Source organism: Flavitalea antarctica (assembly GCF_054461535.1).
Window position 1 is genome coordinate 1 of sequence record NZ_JBTLQG010000041.1, and the last position, 19,008, is coordinate 19,008.

The following is a 19,008-nucleotide window of genomic DNA, read 5'->3' on the forward strand; positions in this document are numbered from 1 at the left end:
CTCAACAATATATCTTTTCTGCCCAGGGCAACTGGGTTTCAGGAATATTGCTCGGTGTGTTTTTCATGGGTGTAAAGTGGTTTGAAAAAAACAAGCAGAAGCTGGCCAGGCCTGAAGAAAGAACGATCCGTATCTGGCCGCATGACAGGGTAGGAGATATTGTGATTTATGCTGCGTTGTTCGGTTTCCTCGGAGCGAAGCTCTTTCACAACTTCGAGAACTGGGATGAATTTGTGGCGAGCCCTATTGAGGCATTGTTATCTTTCAGCGGGTTAACTTTTTATGGGGGGCTGATATGCGCGACTCTTGCGATCTGGTATTATGCCAGGAAACACAAGATTGGCTTTGTTCATCTTTGTGATGCTGCAGCCCCGGCCCTGATCCTCGCGTATGCGGTCGGGCGCATCGGCTGCCAGGTTTCCGGTGATGGCGACTGGGGTGTGCTGAACAGTGAGTATGTGACCAATGCCAGCTCAAAAGCTGTAAAGGCAGATACGGCCCAATTCAACGCAGCATTGAATGCTAACGCAGCTTATTATCAGCGGCAGTTCCCGGGATTGCCGGTTTCCGAAATACCACATAAAGCAACAGTTGCTCCGTCCTGGTTGCCCGACTGGATGTTTGCTTATTCATATCCGCATAATGTGCTTGGTGATGGGGTGCCGATCCCCGGTTGTTCCGGACAGTATTGTGCACATCTGCCTATCCCCGTATACCCTACGCCATTTTATGAGACCCTGATGGGGCTTGTTCTTTTTGCCTTGTTATGGTCACTGCGCACGCGGCTCAGGATCCCCGGAACCATGTTTGCTTTTTATCTTATAGTAAATGGTCTTGAACGGTTCCTTATTGAGCAGATCCGCGTGAATAACAAGATGAATCTTTTCGGTTTCCATCCAACGCAGGCCGAAGTGATTGCTGTTTGTCTGTCATTGTGCGGGGTCTTCTTATTTTTATTTCTTCGCAGACGTTATAGCGGAACTGTAAAAGCATCCTCATAATTCCAACAACACTTGTTTGCTCCTGGCGCTTCCTGCTCCTGGCGAAGACAGGGAATGGTTCATGTCTTTGGATCTTTATCTGATTTTGGATCCTCTACTATCATTTTAGGTAACCCCATTTAGCAAACTTCTTTGTCGCTCCTTCGCTCCGTGGGGAGCAGGTTGCTCCTTGGTGCGTGCCCCAGCGAAGGTGGCGGGGGCTGTTTTCCCTGTCTTAACAAGTTTGCTTCTGCCATGGAGGCTTTTGTCTCCGATCGGCTTTTGGGCCCTGATCGGCTTTGTTCAGTAGCCTGAAGTGCTGGCTATTGCCGGGCCCTGATCGGCTTTTGTAACTCCGAGCAGGGAAAGAAGGCCCCGCCACCTTCGCTGGGGTAAGCCCCAAAACGAACAACCTGTCTCCCACTCACTCATCCACTTGGGGGATATGCCATCAGTTATAATAAATTGTACAAGTCTTCCATAGCAATCACAATTTGTAATGGATAATCAGTCCTGTGAAAATTGACAGTACTAATCACTAAGAGGTCACACGAATCAATGATTAATCTTTAGTCCTATTTGTGGCCTCTGCTTCCTGGATTTTCATCCCGTAGTTCTCAAGCATCCATATTTGAGATAAAGGTAATAAGATACAGATGCTTGAGGCCGCCTCGGTGCGAAAACGAGCTAGTGCACTGGCTACCTGAAATCGCAGATTGCTGCAAGCACTCTAAAATCTACTGCAGTTCGCCCGGAATAAGTGAATAATGAAGAATGTTGTGCTGATCGCATATAGCCCCCAAAAGGGAACGACAGTTGGAACGAAGGAGGATGGGCCCGAGGTGGGCTGATTGGACGCCTTCGATTCCTCCCGAACAGTCGGGACTGGCCGTAGCAACCTGTTCACCGGGAGGAATCACAGCGGCCAATCAGCCCACCTCGGGTCCATCCGGCGTCGTGAGGTACCAAGTGAACGCCCCCGCGCCTGCGGGACAAAATCATCGTACCGCAAAGCACCCCGTTCGTCACGAAAACCCCACCATCCATCCCAAATTAACGATTCCCCTGTAACCTAATTCCCGCAAGCCCGTCCTATCTCCAAATACAATCCATGCAACATTGCCGATCATCAATAAAATCAACCTTCCAACACTAAGCCATGTACCTTGTTTAGCATAGTACCTAATTTAGTTGTGTAATCAGTTTAGCATAGTATTAATTAATAGACATGAAACAGTTAACCATTCTTACGCTTATCGTTCTCTCATTTATAAATGTCCATGCCCAGGGGATAGCTGGGACAATTTCGGGTCGCGTGGTCAGCGCGGCCAGTGCAAAAGCGGCAATCCCAAATGCCACCATCACACTGCTGTCTGCCAATGACTCTGCCCAGGTAGGAGTTACCGGTGCAGATACCGCTGGTGTGTTTACCTTTCTCAACATCAGGGAAGGCCGGTATTTTGTCCGTGTCTCTGCTGTTGGATTTTCACTACATAAATCTTCTCCGTTCGAGATCAATGCAACCAGCCAAAAAAAAGATCTCGGAAATGTTTCCCTAATCGCAAGTTCTAACGACTTAACAGCTGTAGAAGTCGTTGCGAAAAAACAATTCATCGAGCAGAAGATCGACCGTATGGTAGTTAATGTAGATGCAGCAGTATCAAATGCCGGGGCGACAGCACTGGAGGTACTCGAAAAAGCACCTGGCATTACTGTCGATAAAGACGGAAACATCAGTCTAAAGGGTAAACAGGGTGTTCAGATTTATTTAGATGGAAGACCGTCTTACCTGAGTGGAGCCGAACTGGTGAACCTCTTAAAAAATATGAATGCTAACCAGCTCGATCAGCTGGAGATTATGACAAACCCACCAGCAAAATATGATGCGGCAGGTAATTCAGGTATCATCAACATAAAAACAAAAAAGAATAAGCAGAAGGGATTTAATGGTAGTGTGAATGCTGGCTATTCGCAGGGCGTTTACTGGCGCACAAACGAAAGCTTAAACCTCAATTACCGCAATGGAAAGTTCAATGCTTTTATGAATTACGGCTTTAGCAAAAACAACGGTTTCCAGGAGCTCACCATTAACCGGATTTATAAAAACGATGACAAAGAGGTTACTGCAGTTTTCGACCAGGTTGCGAATATGAAACGAAGCAATACCAACAATAACCTGAAAGTCGGAGTGGATTATTTTATCAATAAGAAGTCAACCATCGGTATTGTTACCTCAGGATTTTTAAGTCCCGAAAGCAATTCAAATAATAATACATCCTACCTGAAGAATGAGAGCCTGGCTGTTGATTCGATCGTTTATTCTGAAGGTACACAAGACAATACCTGGAAAAATGGTGCAGTGAATGTAAACTTCAGGCATCAATATGATTCCACCGGTAGAGAACTTACAGCAGACCTGGATTATTCAACCTATGCTTCAAAGAGTGAACAAACTTTTATGAATGCGAACTTCGATCCGTTGTGGGTAAAGAAGGGGCAGACAAACCTGATAAGCACGCTGCCGGTTGATATCAATATTTATTCAGCCAAGGTCGACTATACACTTCCTTTGAAGAAGGGATTGAAGCTTGAGACCGGGGTGAAAAGCAGCTATGTAAATACAGACAACAGCGCAAACTATTTTAATGTGATCTCAGGAGTTCCTTCTGTGGATTACGATAAAACAAACAGGTTTAGTTACGAGGAAAATATCAACGCTGCTTACCTTAATGTAAGCAAGCAATACAAGAAGCTGGGGGTTCAGGCCGGACTTAGGTTTGAAAACACAAATATAAAGGGACACCAGTTTGGAAATGAAGCAAAACCTGCGCTGGACTCGGCTTTCGAAAGAACTTACAACAATATTTTCCCAACAGTTTTCCTGAGCTATAAACTCAATAAGATCAACCAGCTCGGACTTTCTGTAGGTAGAAGAATTGACCGGCCAAGATACCAGGACCTGAATCCATTCCTGTTTTTTATTGACAATTACACCTATGAATCAGGCAATCCGTTCCTGCAGCCGCAGTATACAAATAATGTGGAGTTGAGCCATACTTTCAAAAGCTTTCTGACCACAACGCTGAACTATAGTAAGACCACCAATTATTTTGCTGAGACATTCGAACAGGTCGATTTTGCAACCATAGTAAGACGCGGTAACATCGGCGAAAGGCATAATGTTGGATTAAGTGTTAGTGCGCAGGTACCGGTGTTTAAATGGTGGACCGCTATCTTATACGGCAACTATAACTATAACAGGTACCAGGGAATGCTTTATGGAGAAAACCTCGATGTTGATGCTTCTATGTTCCTGTTTAATGTAAACAACCAGTTCAATTTCAAGAAGGGATGGAGCGCTGAACTTAGTGGTTTCTACAGATCCAAAGGCCTTGACGGCCAGATAACAATAGGGGGCCTGGGCCAGGCTTCAGCAGGGATTTCCAAGCAGGTGATGAAAGGCAAGGGAAGTGTTCGGTTAAACATACGCGATATATTCTATACCAATAAGGTCAAGGGCTTTATCGACATCCAGGGAACAGAAGCAAGATTCCAGAACAGGCGTGATACGAGGGTAGCGGGTATTACGTTTAACTATAGGTTCGGAAAGCCAATCAAAGGACCGCAGAACAACCGTAAGAAAGGTGGTGCAGGTGAAGAACAAAGCAGGGTGAAGGGCAGTGAGCAATAATTGGGAAAATTTATCTTCACCTTTTTTTAACAGTGGTTGGTGTAACGTTTGAAGTAAATAAAGAGTCAAATATATAAGAAGACAGAATCATGAAAAAGATCATCCTCATATCAATTATACTCAGTTACCTTGTTGGATGCGGTGTGTCTTATATGTAACTTCAAGATATAGCCGGAAGGCGAAAAATTTTCTCATAAGCAGTTAGTTTTGGTTAACGGGCCCCATTTCCATGGGGCCTTCATTTTTATATGAACTCCTCTTTTTTTGTGTTTAGTTGCAGAATTGATTTTACTACATTTGCTGAAACTTAATCTTATGCCATCTTTTGATATCGTTAGCAAGGTTGATGCACAGGCTCTTGATAATGCAGTGAACGTTGTACACAAGGAAGTAACAAACCGGTTTGATTTTAAGGATTCGCCGGTGGTGATCGATCTTGATAAAAAAGATTTCAAACTTAAGATTGAAGCAGGCGATGATATGAAAATGCGGCAGCTGATTGATGTACTCATAAGCCGGGCACATAAACAGGGAATTGAACCTGAAGCTTTCGATTTTTCCAAAGAAGCATATCAAAGCGGGAAGGTGGTAAAAAAAGAGGTGACTGTCCGAAATGGTCTGAAACAGGAGGATGCCAAAAAGGTGGTCAAAACCATCAAGGATTCCGGTATGAAAGTGCAGGCACAGATCATGGATGACCTGGTGCGGGTAACCGGAAAAAAACTTGATGATCTGCAGGCGGTCATCCAGCTCGTAAAATCAGCTGATCTGGGCTTCCCGATGCAGTATATAAACATGCGCAGCTAAATATTCTTTGAACATTCTTCTCAAAAGATTACCTTTGCAAGTCTAAATTTTTAACCAATACGGCAAAATCCGTATTGCCTTTAAATCAAAGAGTTATGAAAAAAGGAATCCACCCCGATAAATATCGGTTTGTTATTTTCAAGGACATGAGTAATGGTATCAGTTTTCTGAGCCGCTCTGCCGCAGCCAGCAAAGAAACTGCTAAATGGGAAGATGGGAATGAATATCCGCTGATAAAGCTGGAAATTTCAAACACTTCGCATCCGTTTTTCACCGGTCAGAAAGTACTGGTTGATACAGCGGGTCGTATCGATAAATTCAAAAAACGCTACGCACAAAAGAAGTAATTGCCCCGGCAATTTTCTTTCAACTTATTATCCTCTTCCACCCGGAAGAGGATTTTTTGTGTTCAGAGTGGCAGTACGCATCCTCATGCCCATAGCGGTGTGACTTAATCTATTTATTTTTAGCCCATGGCACCCATCATCCTGGACGATCATCCCTTTTCTCTCTCCTTATACCCCTTTGCCGAGATCAGGTCAGTAGCCGACATCAGGGTGGGCATTCTCACTATCCGGCAAAAATGGGAACTGGCCACCGGTATGCAAGTGCAAACCAGCGCTGAGGCTGGCATATCCCAGCTTTCTCCCTCAAGAAACCTGGTACCGGCAAACCTGGTCCCATCAAATGAGTGGATGCAGGCCTATCATGCCGGCGGCGTGAGCCTCGAGTCTGTTGTGGACCCGGAAATGGTCAATGCGCTAGATTTCCCCTGGGATATATTCCGCCTTAACGATTGGGCGATCAGGCAGGATTACCTGGCAATAACCAGGAATCGCATATCAGCCGGGATACCTGCCGGTGTGCAGGTCCTGAATCCTGAAAACATATTCATTGAACCAGGCGCCACGCTCCGGTTTTGCACGTTGAACGCGTCCACCGGCCCCATATACATCGGCAAAAACGCCGAGATCATGGAGGGATCAACTATCCGTGGTCCGTTTGCAGCCTGTGAGCATTCCGTTGTAAAAATGGGTAGCCGGATCTACGGCGCTACCACCGTTGGACCAAACAGCACTGTGGGTGGAGAGTTAAAGAACGTAGTGATTTTCGGTAATTCAAACAAGGGCCACGACGGATATCTCGGAGATTCAGTGGTAGGCGAGTGGTGCAATCTCGGCGCCGGTACCTCGAATTCCAATCTGAAAAACAATGCCGGTGAGGTTAAGGTCTGGAATATGGCTGAAAGGGACTGGGTCGCTGCTGGTAACAAATGCGGGCTGCTGATGGGTGATTATTCAAGGTCGGCCATCAACACTTCGTTTAATACGGGCTCAGTTGTCGGTATCTGCGCTAATATATTTGGTCCCGGGCTGGTACCTAAATACGTACCCTCATTCAGCTGGGGCGCGCAGTCAATAGCTACATACAGCTTTGAAAAAGCCATCGAACATATTTCAAACTGGAAGAAATTGAAAAAACAAGTTCTGTCAAAGGACGAAATACAAAGACTGAAACATATTTTTGAAGCTTTATCAGATGCGTAAGAAACGTATAAGCACAAATCATTTTTTAGTTTAACTGGTAGGCGGCACAAAAGCCTTACAATAAATAAATATGCTATGAGAAAACAGATCGCTGCGGCCAATTGGAAGATGAACAGTACATATCAGAATGGGGAGAAGTTACTTGCTGATATCCTGGAACCGAAAATCTCTCTTGGGGCCAATAAGCTTGTAATTTTTGCAGTTCCTTCTCCATATCTCATCATGGCAAATACCCGGGTTGCCAACGAAACAAATTATTTTGTAGCAGCGCAGAACTGTTATCATAAAAAATCCGGTGCTTATACCGGCGAAGTCTCCGTTGAAATGCTGCAGTCTATCGGTATTAAATATTGCATAATCGGGCACAGCGAAAGACGCGAATATTTCAAAGAAACCAACCAGGAACTTGCAGAGAAGGTTAATCTTTGTCTTGAATATGGCATTACTCCAATTTTCTGTTGCGGTGAACCGCTGGCTATACGCGAAGCGGGTACCCAAAACAGTTATGTTGAAATCCAACTCACCGAGTCACTCTTTCATCTATCCGAGGATGTAATACAAAAAGTAATAATTGCCTATGAGCCAATCTGGGCAATAGGTACGGGCAAAACAGCCAGTGCGGAACAGGCCCAGGAGATGCACGCATACCTGCGTTCATCGCTCGAATTAAGGTTTGGACCGGCAGCAGCAGCAAATGTTTCCATCCTGTATGGTGGCAGCGTAAAAGGCAACAACGCAAAAGAAATATTCTCGAAAGAAGATGTTGATGGCGGACTAGTTGGGGGAGCATCACTAAATGCCGCGGAGTTCATCCAGATCATACAAGGGCTTAAATAAAGACCCGGGGCGAACCGGGTATTTACACAGCAGCTATTAAGTATCGCATATTGAAAAAACTTTTATACCGCGGTATCTTCTGGCGGGGATTAAACTATCTCGCTGTTTTCCTGGTAACGATCACCGTGGCCAGGGTTTTCCAGGCAAAGGATAGCGGCCTGATAAATTATGCACTTAACAATCTTGCACTGGTAGTGCTGGTGATCAGTTTCAGCCTTGAATCCGCTACAGCTTATTTTATAGCAAAGGGTACGCTGCCCAGATCGGAACTGCTTGGCATTACCTTGCTGATGAGTGCCTGGTGCATCATAATTTCATTGCCGATCATACATTGGCTGTTAAGGATAGATGATGCATCCGCATTAACAGGATGTATCTTGTATTGTGGGGGAGTGGTGCTTTGCAATTATTTCAACGCCTTATACTATGTGCAGAATCAATACGTCTTTCCAAATCTTACCACGGTATTGTTCAACCTGCTCGTCGTATTGATTTGTTTGACTTTCCGTCCGGTGTTTTCAAACAGGGATGCTTCTATCTTCATCTTATTTTATGGTGCTGCATTTTTTGTAAACGGGCTTATATTGGCTGCGGGTTATCTGCACCGCAATGAATGGGAGCTTAGCTGGCCGGCATTATCAACAGCAAAACAAGTGTTCCGCTTAGCGGGACTGGCAGTGACAGCTAATATTGTTTTTTTCCTCGTTTACCGGGTTGACTACTGGTTCGTTCAACGCAACAGCAGTGCTGCTGATCTTGGTAACTACATACAGGTATCTAAGCTGGGGCAAATCTTTTTGTTATTACCGGGAGTGATTGGCACCGTGGTATTTTCCCGAACCGCTTCAAATACTTCGGTTGATGGTGTCCGCGAGTTGCAGGTGTTATCGCGGTTGCTAATGATGGCTTATACGTTTGCAATACTCTTGTTATTAGTAACCGGGCATTGGCTTTTTCCGTTTATATATGGTGACTCTTTTGATTCCATGTATCTGCCATTTTTATTGCTTTGCCCGGGTATTCTTTCGCTATCAACACTAACACTTATAAGTGCGTACAACGGGGGCCAGGGAAATATAGCGTTGAATGTGAGGGGTGCTTTGGTGGCATTGGTGGTGATTGTTGCCGGTAATGCTATATTTAGTCCAAAGTATGGTATTTATGCGGCGGCGGCCACCAGTAGCGTTGGTTATATTGTGTACCAGGTGTATATCATGTTGATGATAAAACGTCGCAACCCGGATTTGCAACTTAAGGCGTTTTTTCTGCCAGGAGCTGCTGATTTTACTATTATTAAGAATCTATTTGCCGGCAATGAAAAGAACTGAAATTTATACCGATGGTACCTACCTGGAAACAAAACCAGATTGGGATGAGAAGGATTCAGTATATAAAGTTGGCTGGTTAAACCAACTATTGACTAGACAACCGATTTCTATCAAATCTGTAATTGAAGTGGGATGTGGTTCAGGCCGCGTTTTGCATGAACTATCACAAACCATGGCCACGGATACCGCATATACCGGTTATGATATTTCTCCTCAGGCCATTAGGCTGGCTCAAAAATACCGGTCGGACAAGATCCGTTTCATTGAAGGCGACTACCTGGTACCAGGCACGCCCAAAGCTGATCTCATATTGATGTTCGATGTGCTGGAACATGTGCCTGACTATTACGGGTTTCTTGAATCGCTGAAGAATAAGGGAAATTTTTTTGCTTTTCATATTCCATTGGATCTTAGCTGTCGCACCCTTTTGAAGCCATATGTTATGTTACAGCAAAGAGATTCTGTCGGTCATATTCATTATTTTTCCCGGGAGATGGTGCTATGGATGCTAAAAGATACCGGCTATCAGGTTATAGACTGGATCTACACGAGCCAGGTAACTGATCCTAAACGAGCCAAAGGTTTTAAACACGCTGTAAAAAGAAGTCTGCGGGACATATCTTTCTCATTGAATAAAAACCGGAGCGCGGATCTCTGGGGTGATTATTCGATGATGATACTTGCCAGATAATCTAAATTTTTCACAAATGAAAGTCTTACACCTGGCGAGCTGGTATCCGAACAAAACAGGGGAACAGGAGGGCGATTTTATCCAACGTCATTTGCAGGCAATTGCGAAGCTGATCCCGGTGCATGTTTTTTATGTGGTGAAGGATGAATCCCTAGATAAAGCGCAGAGCCGATCGGTTACGCAGGACGGAAATCTTACCGAAACGATTATTTACTACAAACCCCATAAAACGGGCTTCAGGCGGATAGATCAACTTATTTCGCTCAGGACTTATTTAGGTGTTTTTAAGCAGGAGATCAAAACATATATGCGTGAAAACGGCCGCCCGGACCTGGTTCACGTACATGTTGCTATGAGGGCGGGTATGGCCGCTTTGTGGATGAAAAAAAAATTCAGGATTCCGTTTTTAGTATCGGAACATTGGTCAGGCTATTACAAGGTGGATCCTGATAACTATTTCATGCGTGACTGGTTATTCCGGTTTTTCAGCCGGAACGTGATGAGCAATGCATCCTGGGTAACAGCTGTATCTGCTGACCTGGTGAAAAAAATTACTGAGATCTTTGGCGTCACCAATACTTCCGTTATTTATAACGTGGTGAACACAAACCGGTTCAACTACAAACCATTGGCCAATGTTGAATTCAGGTTCATTCACATTTCAGACCTGCACCCGATAAAAAACGTCAAAGGTATCTTCGCGGTGCTTGCAAGATTAAACCAGATTCGAAACGACTGGAAGATGGTGATCCTGGGAAGCAATGACCCCGCCTATCAACACCTCGCCACGAGGCTCGGCATTCATGAACGAATCGAATGGAAGGGTTCTGTCGGGCATCATGAAGTGCCCGGGGAAATTCAACGCGCCGACTGTTTATTGATGTTCAGCCATCACGAAACGCTCAGTTGCGTAACCTGCGAATCACTTTGCTGTGGAGTGCCGGTGATTGCTACACGGGTTGGCGGACTCCCTGAAATTGTAAATAAATCAAACGGGAGATTATGCGAACGCGGGGATGAGAATGGGTTGTTACAAACGATCCTTGAACATTTGGATAGCCATCAACATTTTGATAGACCCGCTATCGCTGCTGCGGCGGCTGCTATGTTTAATGAAGAGCTGGTGGGTCAGCAATTCGTTTCTTTGTACCGACAGGTGTTGATTGGAGCGGGAAATCAGCACCTTCAGATGACACCGGCAGTAAAACCATAAAACCTTATCCACAATTGCGAGGTGATAACACAGAACTGGTCGTTATCTTCAGCCAAGCACTCCCAGGCAGTGTTTTTGGATTAAGGGGTTGATTGTAAGCCTCTTGAACCTGGGGATATTGTTTCAGCCTGGAGACCCACAAACTCTCCCGAATCCGGCTAAAATCATTTAGTTTTGCAGCCAATTTTAAAGATGAGCCAAGGAATGAAGAACATCCGTAATTTCTGTATAATAGCGCATATTGACCATGGCAAAAGTACCCTGGCCGACAGATTGCTTCAAAGCACGGGCACCATCAGCGACCGCGATATGATGGACCAGGTACTCGATGACATGGATCTCGAGCGCGAAAAAGGAATTACGATCAAGAGTCATGCGATCCAGATCAACTATAAACAAGATGGCCAGGAGTATATCCTGAACCTGATCGATACGCCCGGCCATGTCGATTTCAGTTATGAAGTGAGCCGGGCACTTGCTGCCTGCGAAGGCGCGCTTCTCCTGGTCGATGCCACCCAGGGTATCCAGGCTCAGACAATATCCAATCTTTACCTGGCACTTGAAAATGATCTCGAGATCATCCCCGTGATCAATAAGATCGATATGGATGGTGCCATGATAGACGAGGTGCGTGACCAGATCATTGAACTGATCGGTTGTGAACCTGGAGACATCCTGCTCGCCAGTGGCCGTACAGGTATTGGGGTAGATGGAATACTGGAAGCAATTGTACAACGTATCCCTGCTCCACAAGGCGAACCTGATGCCCCGCTACAGGCCCTGATCTTTGATTCTGTGTTCAATTCGTTCCGGGGGATCATTGTTTACTACCGTATTCTTCACGGTGAGATCCGCAAAGGGGATAAAGTAAAATTCGTTTCGACCGATCATGAATATGAAGCTGATGAAGTAGGTATCCTCAAACTTACGATGACACCAAAACCTGTCGTTAAAACAGGCGATGTGGGTTATATCATCACGGGTATAAAAAATGCGAAGGAAGTAAAGGTAGGTGACACGATCACCATTGCAAACAATCCGAACCCCCAGATGATCCAGGGATTCCAGGAAGTAAAACCAATGGTTTTTGCTGGTATATTCCCGGTAGATACGGAAGATTTTGAAGAGCTGCGCGATTGTATGGATAAGCTCCAGCTAAACGATGCTTCGCTTAGTTATGAACTGGAGACTTCCCAGGCGCTTGGATTTGGTTTTCGTTGCGGTTTCCTCGGAATGCTGCACATGGAGATCATCCAGGAAAGACTGGAACGGGAGTTTAATCAAACTGTAATCACGACCGTTCCCAACGTTAGTTTTATTGCTTATACCACCAGGGGTGAGAAGGTAATGGTGAACAACCCGATCCAGATGCCGGATCCAACCCAGCTTGAAAGAATTGAAGAGCCTTTTATCAAAGCACAGATAATCACCAAACCCGATTATATCGGGAATATCATGACCCTTTGCCTTGGCAAACGTGGTATCCTGATCAACCAGAGTTATCTTACTACGACCCGGGTTGAACTTATATTTGAAATGCCGCTGACTGAGATCGTGTTTGATTTTTATGATAAGTTAAAGAGCCAGACCCGCGGTTATGCATCATTCGATTATCAACCCATAGGATACCGTGACAGCGACATCATCAAAATGGATATTCTTCTGAACGGAGATAAGGTGGATGCTTTGAGCGCACTTATTCACCGGGCGAGGGCAATGGAATTCGGGCGCAGGCTTTGCGAAAAATTAAAAGAGCTCGTTCCACGTCAGCAGTTCCAGATTGCCATACAGGCCGCGATCGGCGCGAAGGTGGTGGCAAGGGAAACCATATCTGCGATGCGTAAGGACGTAACCGCTAAATGTTATGGTGGTGATATCAGCCGTAAACGTAAGCTGCTTGAAAAACAAAAAGAAGGTAAGAAAAGGATGCGCCAGATAGGCAACGTAGAAGTTCCCCAGGAAGCGTTTTTAGCGGTGCTTAAGCTGGACGAATAGAGGAATTGGAGCGTAAAGAAGCGATAAGCGTAAAGAAGTGATGAATTGAGAATTATGAGTGATGAGTGAGTTTTGAATGAAATTCAGTTGTGTGTTCTATAATTATTACTGCAGAGTAGGATAATCATTTAAAGCAAAAAGCGGTTTCAGATTGAAGCCGCTTTTTGATGTTTTATATCACACTCTCAACTAAGATCACTCAAAACTTATTCATAATTCATAACTCATCACTCTTAACTTTCTTCTCCGCTTTCTTCTCCGCTTTCTTCACCGGTTTTTTTGCAGGGGGAGACGCCGGAGTTTTAGCCCGGTCAATATTTCTTTGCGAAGCTTCTTCCAGTTTTTTCTCATCTATATTTCCCTGTGCATCCCTGATCTTTGCATCTGCGGGCGACTGGCCATCTTCCAGTTTGAAATTGAAGACCTTGTCAACATGCAGCCACTGACCATCTTTCCATTTAAATCCTTCATAATCACCATCCGGAATATAAGTGTCAGGTTTATTGGGTTCTTCGCTTTCAGAGATGAGGTGATCGTAAATGATCATGTCGAGCTCTGAGTCGTAGTTGAAAACGGTCTTTGCTTCTTTTTTATATTCTATATTAAACCGGTGCTGTGATGGCTTCTTCACGGAGTCCTCCTTAAACGAAATAACCTGTCCACCAAATACAGGTTCGCCATTATTGTTAAAGGTCAGCACTTCGAGCCATTTCTTGTTGCTGCTGATCGCAAAATCGTCAAAGCCTAATAGCGTGTAATATTTTTTACCCTGGTGTTCTTTCAGAATGATGTTATAATAAATGGCTCCAATCCAATTGTTCCTGTTCCGGACCGAATCCAAAGGTTTGGAAGAAAACATCGAGTTGTCGAACAGGGGAAACAGCTTCAGCTCGCCATCCGGGGTATTCATTTGTATGGCCCCTTTTTGCATGTACACATATTCATCTTTTTTCATCTGCCAGGTAAAGATGCGGAAAGTGCTATCGGGGGCATAGAGCCGGGAAATGTTGATAGAATCGAAAGGGTAGAAGAAGGCATTTTTTGTTTTCAGCGCCCGCACAAAAGTTCTTACGAAATTGCTGTCAGCGCGGAATCTCTCTGCCGGATTGGGACTAAAAACCATATCACGGGAAAAACGCGCAAGGCTATCCTCCTTCTTACGCAACTGTCTACGGTCGGCTGAACTGATCTTCTGGGCATATGATGCACTGAACGATAAAAGAACAGTACTGAAAATCAGCAGCACCGCCATTTTAGAACGATTATTTCGGGTAATGATCATAATTGCAAAACTAGACTTTCTGTACGGGTGAATATACCCGAACGCGAAAAGAATAGTAAAATTTTATGATAACTGTAAAGCTTTTGCAAAACTGTACAAACTGTCGAAAACAAGGTCGATTGAAGCCTTGTGGACAGCATGATCGGGATGGGTAGTGGTGAGAAAAATCGTATGCATCCCCGCATTGCGGCCAAATTCCATGTCGCTGATGTTATTGCCGATCATGATCGACCTGGAAAAGTTAATATCAGGGAAATCCCGTTTTGCCTCTTCTGCCATACCTGGATTCGGTTTACGGCAGCTACTCTCGTTATCAAGAGAAATGCAATAATATACTTTTTGAATATTGCCACCCGCAAGGCTCACATCTTTCAGCATTTGCTCATGGATCAGTTCCAGGTCTTCTTCCGTCATCAGCCCGCGGCCAACTCCACGTTGATTGGTAGCCACCACCAACCTGCCAAAACGTTCGGTAGCTATTTTCAGTGCTTCGGGAACCCCTTCATAAAAAATGAATTCATCATAGTTGTACACATAATCCTCGTGTTTTTCCTTGTTGATAACGCCGTCGCGGTCAAGAAAAAGCGTCCAGGATTTATCTACTTTTTTAAGGTCTAACATAGGTCGGGTATTATTTAAAATCTGTTTGTGCCTGTTGATAATCTGCGGGAATGCCGATGTCGATAAAGTATCTGTCCTGAATTATGCCAAACATATTTCTCTCCAGGAACAAAGCTTCCAGGTAATCTTTTTCAAATGAAAACTTTTCAGGTAGAGCTTCTTCCAGGAAAGATTCTACATTAAGCGCATAAACCCCTCCGCTGATCAGGCCAGTTTGATAAAACTGTTTTTCTTTGAAGCTGCTGATTTTGTTTTCTCCCGAGATCTCAACAACACCGTATCGCTCAAAATTTTTCATTGGCTTCAATACGATGGTACAATCTGCAGAAGCTGATTCATGAAATGCTGAAAGCTCTTTAACATCTATCTTGAAAATCGTATCGCCGTTTAATACCAAAACATCTTTATGCCTGGCATTTCCTGCGGCCAGTTTTATAGCACCACCTGTGCCCAACAAATCTTCTTCAATGGAAAAATCTGCGATCAGTGACGGGTAGTTTGATCTCACAAAATCAATGATTATTTCGGATTTATAACCCACCGCAAAGATAAATTCATTGATACCCTGCAGGATAAAATAATCAATCACATGTTCCAGGAAAGGTTTGCCGGCTACGGGTGCCATGCATTTTGGCAGATCGGGAACGGCCGACCTAAGCCTTGTACCGAGCCCTCCGGCGAGCACTATTGCCTGGTTAATCATAGCTCATTGATTTTATCTTTTACTAACCCCTGAAACATCCCTTTACTAAACTTTCTACTATGCTTTCGCAAAATATTGTTCTTCTACCAGCTCGCAAATGATATGACCCAGCAGCATGTGGCTCTCCTGTATCCTGGGGGTATTTGTTGATGGAATGTCGATGAGGTAGTCACTGAGATCTTTCATTTTTCCACCGGTTTCGCCTGTCATACCAACAGTAATAATACCTCTATCCCTCGCCACCTCAAATGCCTTGATGATGTTTGCCGAGTTGCCGGAGGTGGAAAGTCCAACCAGGAAATCCCCCTTCATTCCAAGGCCCTTGATCAATCGTGCATATACAACATCATAGCTATAGTCATTAGCGACAGCTGTGAGGTAAGAGGTGTTACAGTGTAATGCCTCAGCTGGTAATGCATCCCGGTCAATATAAAACCTACCCGAAAACTCAGCAGCGAGATGCTGGGCGTCAGCGGCGCTGCCACCGTTTCCTGCAAAATAAATACGGTTGCCATTTCGCAATGCTGTTACCATTCCGGTCACGATCTGTTCTACGCGTTGCAATAGTTCTTCATTGTCAAGAACCATCGACTTTACTGAAACGGACTCCGCTATAATTTTTTTAATCTTGTTATTCATAGTATCTGTTGTTTATAAACCAGGGATCATTCAGCTCTTCTTCAAGCCGCCAACCGCCATTATTGCATCGGTTAGTTTGTTCCAGGAATACTTTTCTTTTTCGACGCGAAGATGAGGAATAAAAAAACTTTCGCCTAATTCGAAAAAGCGCAGGATGGCCGTGGCAATCGATCCGGGCTCCGGTTCGCAGACAAGACCTACCTTCTCGTGGGGCACAAGTGTTGGCAGACTTCCCACATTGGTTACAATCATTGGCTTTTCATAATGATAAGCCAGTGGCGTCACGCCGCTTTGAGTAGCATTGCGATAAGGTTGAATGACCATGTCGGCAGCCCCGAGGTAATATTTCACTTCACTGTCGGCAATAAAGTTGGTTCTGAGAATAAGCCGGTCAGCAATCCCGAGGTTTCTTATCTGTTCCTGGTAAGGCGCTTCGTTTTCATAGAATTCACCAGCTATCAAAAAGCGGATCTCGGCGGCTGCCGGGTATTTGTCTTTTAATACTTTAATGGCTTCGAACAACAGATCCAACCCCTTATATTTCCTGATGAAACCAAAAAACAACACGATCGGCTGATGAACAGGCAATTCAAGTTTAGCCCGGGCTTCAGACTTCGGAACCGGGTCGCCAAAGTTATCGTATAACGGATGCAGTACCTGTTTGGCTGGTTTGGTAGGTTCAAATGTCCTCAGATCATTCATCACTTTTTCACTCATCGTTACAAATGCATCACAACTCTTCAGGAAGTAGCGGGTAAGTGGAACATCGCCCGGCCGTTTTTCGTGAGGGATCACGTTGTCTGTGATGGCAACAATACGGGTATGTTTGTTTTTCCTTACTCTTCTTAAGATTGTACCAAGTGCTGCTCCCATAAATGGCAGCCAGTATCTTACAACAATAAGATCAGGTTTTCTTTTTCTCAGTTCCTCCCCAACCGATATCCAGTTCAATGGGTTCACCGAATTTATCCGGGTGTGTATATCAAGATCCGCAGGCGGCGGCTCAGACGAATACTGTGTTGTACCAGGAAATAAAAATGAAGGGTATTGAAGCGAGAAAGAATATATAGAACAGTTATCCCCCTGGTCATTAAACGCTTTTGCAAGTCTTTGATCAAAGCTGGCCAAACCTCCCCTTAAGGGGTGGGCAGGACCAATCAAAACGACATTAACCGGCATTAGTCGAACCCTGCTTTTGTTTCAATCAAATAATTGTTCCTGGTTATTGAATTTCTTGCAATCAGCTCCCCAAGAAAACCTGCCAGGAATAGCTGTGACCCGATCACCATAGCAGTCAGCGATATATAAAAAGGCGGACGGTTGCTCACATATCTCGACGGATCCACGATTTTGCTAATGATCAAAAATATCACAATACCAAGACCCAGGAGAAAAAACAACGTTCCCATCAATCCAAAAAAGTGCATGGGTCTTTTGCTGTATTTACCAACAAACATGATAGATGCCAGGTCGAGAAAGCCGTTGATAAAACGTTCCCACCCAAACTTTGTTTTCCCGTATTTACGGCGACGATGCTCAACCACTTTTTCACCGATCTTCCGGAAGCCGGCCCACTTGGCAAGTACGGGAATGTACCGATGCATTTCGCCGTACACTTCGATGCTTTTTACAACTTTTTTTCGGTATGATTTCAATCCGCAGTTAAAATCATGCAATGGTATTTTCGAACTTCGCCTGGTGGCCCAGTTAAAAAATTTAGAAGGGATGTTTTTTGTCAGCGTATTATCGTACCTCACTTTTTTCCATCCACTCACCATATCAAATCCGTCTGCGACAATCATATTAAAGAGTCCGGGGATTTCATCAGGACTGTCTTGCAGGTCGGCATCCATCGTGATCACCACATCACCTTTAACGGCTTTAAATCCTTCGTTAAGGGCGGCTGATTTGCCATAGTTGCGTTGAAATTTGATTCCTTTGATATTGGGATCAATCAGGCGAAGTGATTCAATTACTTCCCATGAGTTATCAATACTGCCATCATCGATAAGGATGATCTCGTAAGAATAATTTTGATCATCGACTACACGTTTTATCCATGCACATAACTCAGGCAGGGATTCTTCTTCATCACGTAAGGGTATAACCAGGGAAAGATCCATTTATTAAAATTGATTTTCGAATTCAGGCTTTTTCTTTTTGACGATAGCCGCGATGATCAGGGCAACGATGAACCATCCGATCAGGCTGACAAGCACACCTAGTAATATGTTTCCCGGACTTAAATTGTCAGGGTTGTCAAATTCAGCCATTGCTTTGTCGATGTCCTCTTGTTTGGTTCCCATCTTTACCAGGAATTTTTCCATTCTGACTGCCGCATCCTGGATCACCGCTTGCATGAATGGTACATCAATTACGTTAAACAAAAGATAGCTGAAGAGTGTATCAAGTACTACAGAAATAATGAAAATTATGAATACAGTTTTGAGGGCTTCCTGGAAGGTAATGTATCCACCCTGCAAGCTACGCTGTTTGTATGCGCCAAGGAATCCAATCAAAATCGGAATTACATAGCGGAGATATTTAAGCGGACTGGTAAACCATTCAAGCCCCGCTATATAAAGCAAGAGGGTCAATAGAATAACGGCTATTCCGCAAATCACTCCATAGACAAGGCCAGTGTTGGTTTTCATTTGTTCCATTTGTTGTTGAT

17 protein-coding genes are annotated in these 19,008 nt (G+C 44.5%); 10 read left to right on the top strand and 7 right to left on the bottom strand.

All coding sequences use genetic code 11. The features are described from left to right. The 10 genes from ACX0G7_RS23820 to lepA form a co-directional block, all read left to right on the top strand. Positions 1 to 1,001, top strand: a 1,001-nt coding sequence (locus ACX0G7_RS23820; RefSeq protein ID WP_458926038.1) for a prolipoprotein diacylglyceryl transferase, incomplete at its 5' end; no start/stop codon positions are given. A gap of 1,207 nt (positions 1,002 to 2,208) precedes the next feature. Next, the gene (locus tag ACX0G7_RS23825; RefSeq protein WP_458926039.1) at positions 2,209 to 4,671 is read left to right on the top strand and encodes an outer membrane beta-barrel protein; all 2,463 of its coding nucleotides are present in this window, start codon (positions 2,209 to 2,211) and stop codon (positions 4,669 to 4,671) included. A gap of 315 nt (positions 4,672 to 4,986) precedes the next feature. Next, positions 4,987 to 5,478 carry a YajQ family cyclic di-GMP-binding protein gene (locus tag ACX0G7_RS23830; RefSeq protein WP_458926040.1) on the top strand — a complete coding sequence of 164 codons (492 nt, stop codon included), beginning with the start codon at positions 4,987 to 4,989 and terminating at the stop codon, positions 5,476 to 5,478. A gap of 95 nt (positions 5,479 to 5,573) precedes the next feature. Continuing rightward, positions 5,574 to 5,825 carry a type B 50S ribosomal protein L31 gene (locus ACX0G7_RS23835; RefSeq protein ID WP_458926041.1) on the top strand — a complete coding sequence of 84 codons (252 nt, stop codon included), beginning with the start codon at positions 5,574 to 5,576 and terminating at the stop codon, positions 5,823 to 5,825. A 126-nt stretch (positions 5,826 to 5,951) separates the two neighbouring features. Continuing rightward, a complete protein-coding gene (locus ACX0G7_RS23840; protein WP_458926042.1) occupies positions 5,952 to 7,025 on the top strand; it encodes a putative sugar nucleotidyl transferase in 1,074 nt (357 codons plus the stop codon). A gap of 75 nt (positions 7,026 to 7,100) precedes the next feature. Continuing rightward, positions 7,101 to 7,862 carry a triose-phosphate isomerase gene (gene tpiA / locus ACX0G7_RS23845; RefSeq protein WP_458926043.1) on the top strand — a complete coding sequence of 254 codons (762 nt, stop codon included), beginning with the start codon at positions 7,101 to 7,103 and terminating at the stop codon, positions 7,860 to 7,862. A 50-nt stretch (positions 7,863 to 7,912) separates the two neighbouring features. Continuing rightward, positions 7,913 to 9,190, top strand: coding sequence for an MATE family efflux transporter (locus ACX0G7_RS23850; protein WP_458926044.1), 1,278 nt, complete (start codon positions 7,913 to 7,915; stop codon positions 9,188 to 9,190). Further along, positions 9,177 to 9,881: a class I SAM-dependent methyltransferase gene (locus ACX0G7_RS23855; protein ID WP_458926045.1), complete on the top strand. Its 705-nt coding sequence runs from the start codon at positions 9,177 to 9,179 to the stop codon at positions 9,879 to 9,881. Before ACX0G7_RS23850 ends, ACX0G7_RS23855 begins: the two co-directional genes overlap by 14 nt. A gap of 16 nt (positions 9,882 to 9,897) precedes the next feature. Continuing rightward, positions 9,898 to 11,094, top strand: coding sequence for a glycosyltransferase (locus ACX0G7_RS23860; RefSeq protein ID WP_458926046.1), 1,197 nt, complete (start codon positions 9,898 to 9,900; stop codon positions 11,092 to 11,094). 204 nt (positions 11,095 to 11,298) lie between these two features. Beyond that, positions 11,299 to 13,089 carry a translation elongation factor 4 gene (lepA, locus tag ACX0G7_RS23865; RefSeq protein ID WP_458926047.1) on the top strand — a complete coding sequence of 597 codons (1,791 nt, stop codon included), beginning with the start codon at positions 11,299 to 11,301 and terminating at the stop codon, positions 13,087 to 13,089. Between the two features lie 217 nt (positions 13,090 to 13,306). Here lepA and ACX0G7_RS23870 read toward each other — a convergent pair whose 3' ends face one another. The 7 genes from ACX0G7_RS23870 to ACX0G7_RS23900 all read right to left on the bottom strand — a co-directional run bounded on the left by ACX0G7_RS23870 (position 13,307) and on the right by ACX0G7_RS23900 (position 18,988). Beyond that, positions 13,307 to 14,341, bottom strand: coding sequence for a hypothetical protein (locus ACX0G7_RS23870; RefSeq protein ID WP_458926048.1), 1,035 nt, complete (start codon positions 14,339 to 14,341; stop codon positions 13,307 to 13,309). A gap of 93 nt (positions 14,342 to 14,434) precedes the next feature. Next, on the bottom strand, positions 14,435 to 14,992 hold the full coding sequence (locus ACX0G7_RS23875; RefSeq protein ID WP_458926049.1) for a D-glycero-alpha-D-manno-heptose-1,7-bisphosphate 7-phosphatase: 558 nt from the start codon (positions 14,990 to 14,992) through the stop codon (positions 14,435 to 14,437). Between the two features lie 10 nt (positions 14,993 to 15,002). After that, a complete protein-coding gene (locus tag ACX0G7_RS23880; RefSeq protein ID WP_458926050.1) occupies positions 15,003 to 15,695 on the bottom strand; it encodes a nucleotidyltransferase family protein in 693 nt (230 codons plus the stop codon). A gap of 57 nt (positions 15,696 to 15,752) precedes the next feature. Next, entirely contained in the window at positions 15,753 to 16,334 is a 582-nt protein-coding gene (locus tag ACX0G7_RS23885; protein WP_458926051.1) for a D-sedoheptulose-7-phosphate isomerase, read from the bottom strand. A 30-nt stretch (positions 16,335 to 16,364) separates the two neighbouring features. Further along, a complete protein-coding gene (locus ACX0G7_RS23890; protein WP_458926052.1) occupies positions 16,365 to 17,513 on the bottom strand; it encodes a glycosyltransferase in 1,149 nt (382 codons plus the stop codon). After that, positions 17,513 to 18,457 (bottom strand): glycosyltransferase family 2 protein, encoded by a 945-nt coding sequence (locus tag ACX0G7_RS23895; protein ID WP_458926053.1) that lies wholly within the window; start codon positions 18,455 to 18,457, stop codon positions 17,513 to 17,515. The genes ACX0G7_RS23890 and ACX0G7_RS23895 overlap by 1 nt, the downstream gene beginning before the upstream one ends. Before the next feature lie 3 nt (positions 18,458 to 18,460). Beyond that, the gene (locus ACX0G7_RS23900; protein WP_458926054.1) at positions 18,461 to 18,988 is read right to left on the bottom strand and encodes a DUF4199 domain-containing protein; all 528 of its coding nucleotides are present in this window, start codon (positions 18,986 to 18,988) and stop codon (positions 18,461 to 18,463) included. Between the last annotated feature and the right edge of the window lie 20 nt (positions 18,989 to 19,008).

Bases quoted from the DNA above. Each gene is read 5' to 3' on its own strand.
- ACX0G7_RS23825 (WP_458926039.1), top strand. From the start codon at position 2,209: ATGAAACAGTTAACCATTCTTACGCTTATCGTTCTCTCATTTATAAAT.
- ACX0G7_RS23830 (WP_458926040.1), top strand. From the start codon at position 4,987: ATGCCATCTTTTGATATCGTTAGCAAGGTTGATGCACAGGCTCTTGAT.
- ACX0G7_RS23835 (WP_458926041.1), top strand. From the start codon at position 5,574: ATGAAAAAAGGAATCCACCCCGATAAATATCGGTTTGTTATTTTCAAG.
- ACX0G7_RS23840 (WP_458926042.1), top strand. From the start codon at position 5,952: ATGGCACCCATCATCCTGGACGATCATCCCTTTTCTCTCTCCTTATAC.
- tpiA (WP_458926043.1), top strand. From the start codon at position 7,101: ATGAGAAAACAGATCGCTGCGGCCAATTGGAAGATGAACAGTACATAT.
- ACX0G7_RS23855 (WP_458926045.1), top strand. From the start codon at position 9,177: ATGAAAAGAACTGAAATTTATACCGATGGTACCTACCTGGAAACAAAA.
- ACX0G7_RS23860 (WP_458926046.1), top strand. From the start codon at position 9,898: ATGAAAGTCTTACACCTGGCGAGCTGGTATCCGAACAAAACAGGGGAA.
- lepA (WP_458926047.1), top strand. From the start codon at position 11,299: ATGAAGAACATCCGTAATTTCTGTATAATAGCGCATATTGACCATGGC.
- ACX0G7_RS23870 (WP_458926048.1), bottom strand. From the start codon at position 14,341: ATGGCGGTGCTGCTGATTTTCAGTACTGTTCTTTTATCGTTCAGTGCA.
- ACX0G7_RS23875 (WP_458926049.1), bottom strand. From the start codon at position 14,992: ATGTTAGACCTTAAAAAAGTAGATAAATCCTGGACGCTTTTTCTTGAC.
- ACX0G7_RS23880 (WP_458926050.1), bottom strand. From the start codon at position 15,695: ATGATTAACCAGGCAATAGTGCTCGCCGGAGGGCTCGGTACAAGGCTT.
- ACX0G7_RS23885 (WP_458926051.1), bottom strand. From the start codon at position 16,334: ATGAATAACAAGATTAAAAAAATTATAGCGGAGTCCGTTTCAGTAAAG.
- ACX0G7_RS23890 (WP_458926052.1), bottom strand. From the start codon at position 17,513: ATGCCGGTTAATGTCGTTTTGATTGGTCCTGCCCACCCCTTAAGGGGA.
- ACX0G7_RS23895 (WP_458926053.1), bottom strand. From the start codon at position 18,457: ATGGATCTTTCCCTGGTTATACCCTTACGTGATGAAGAAGAATCCCTG.
- ACX0G7_RS23900 (WP_458926054.1), bottom strand. From the start codon at position 18,988: ATGAAAACCAACACTGGCCTTGTCTATGGAGTGATTTGCGGAATAGCC.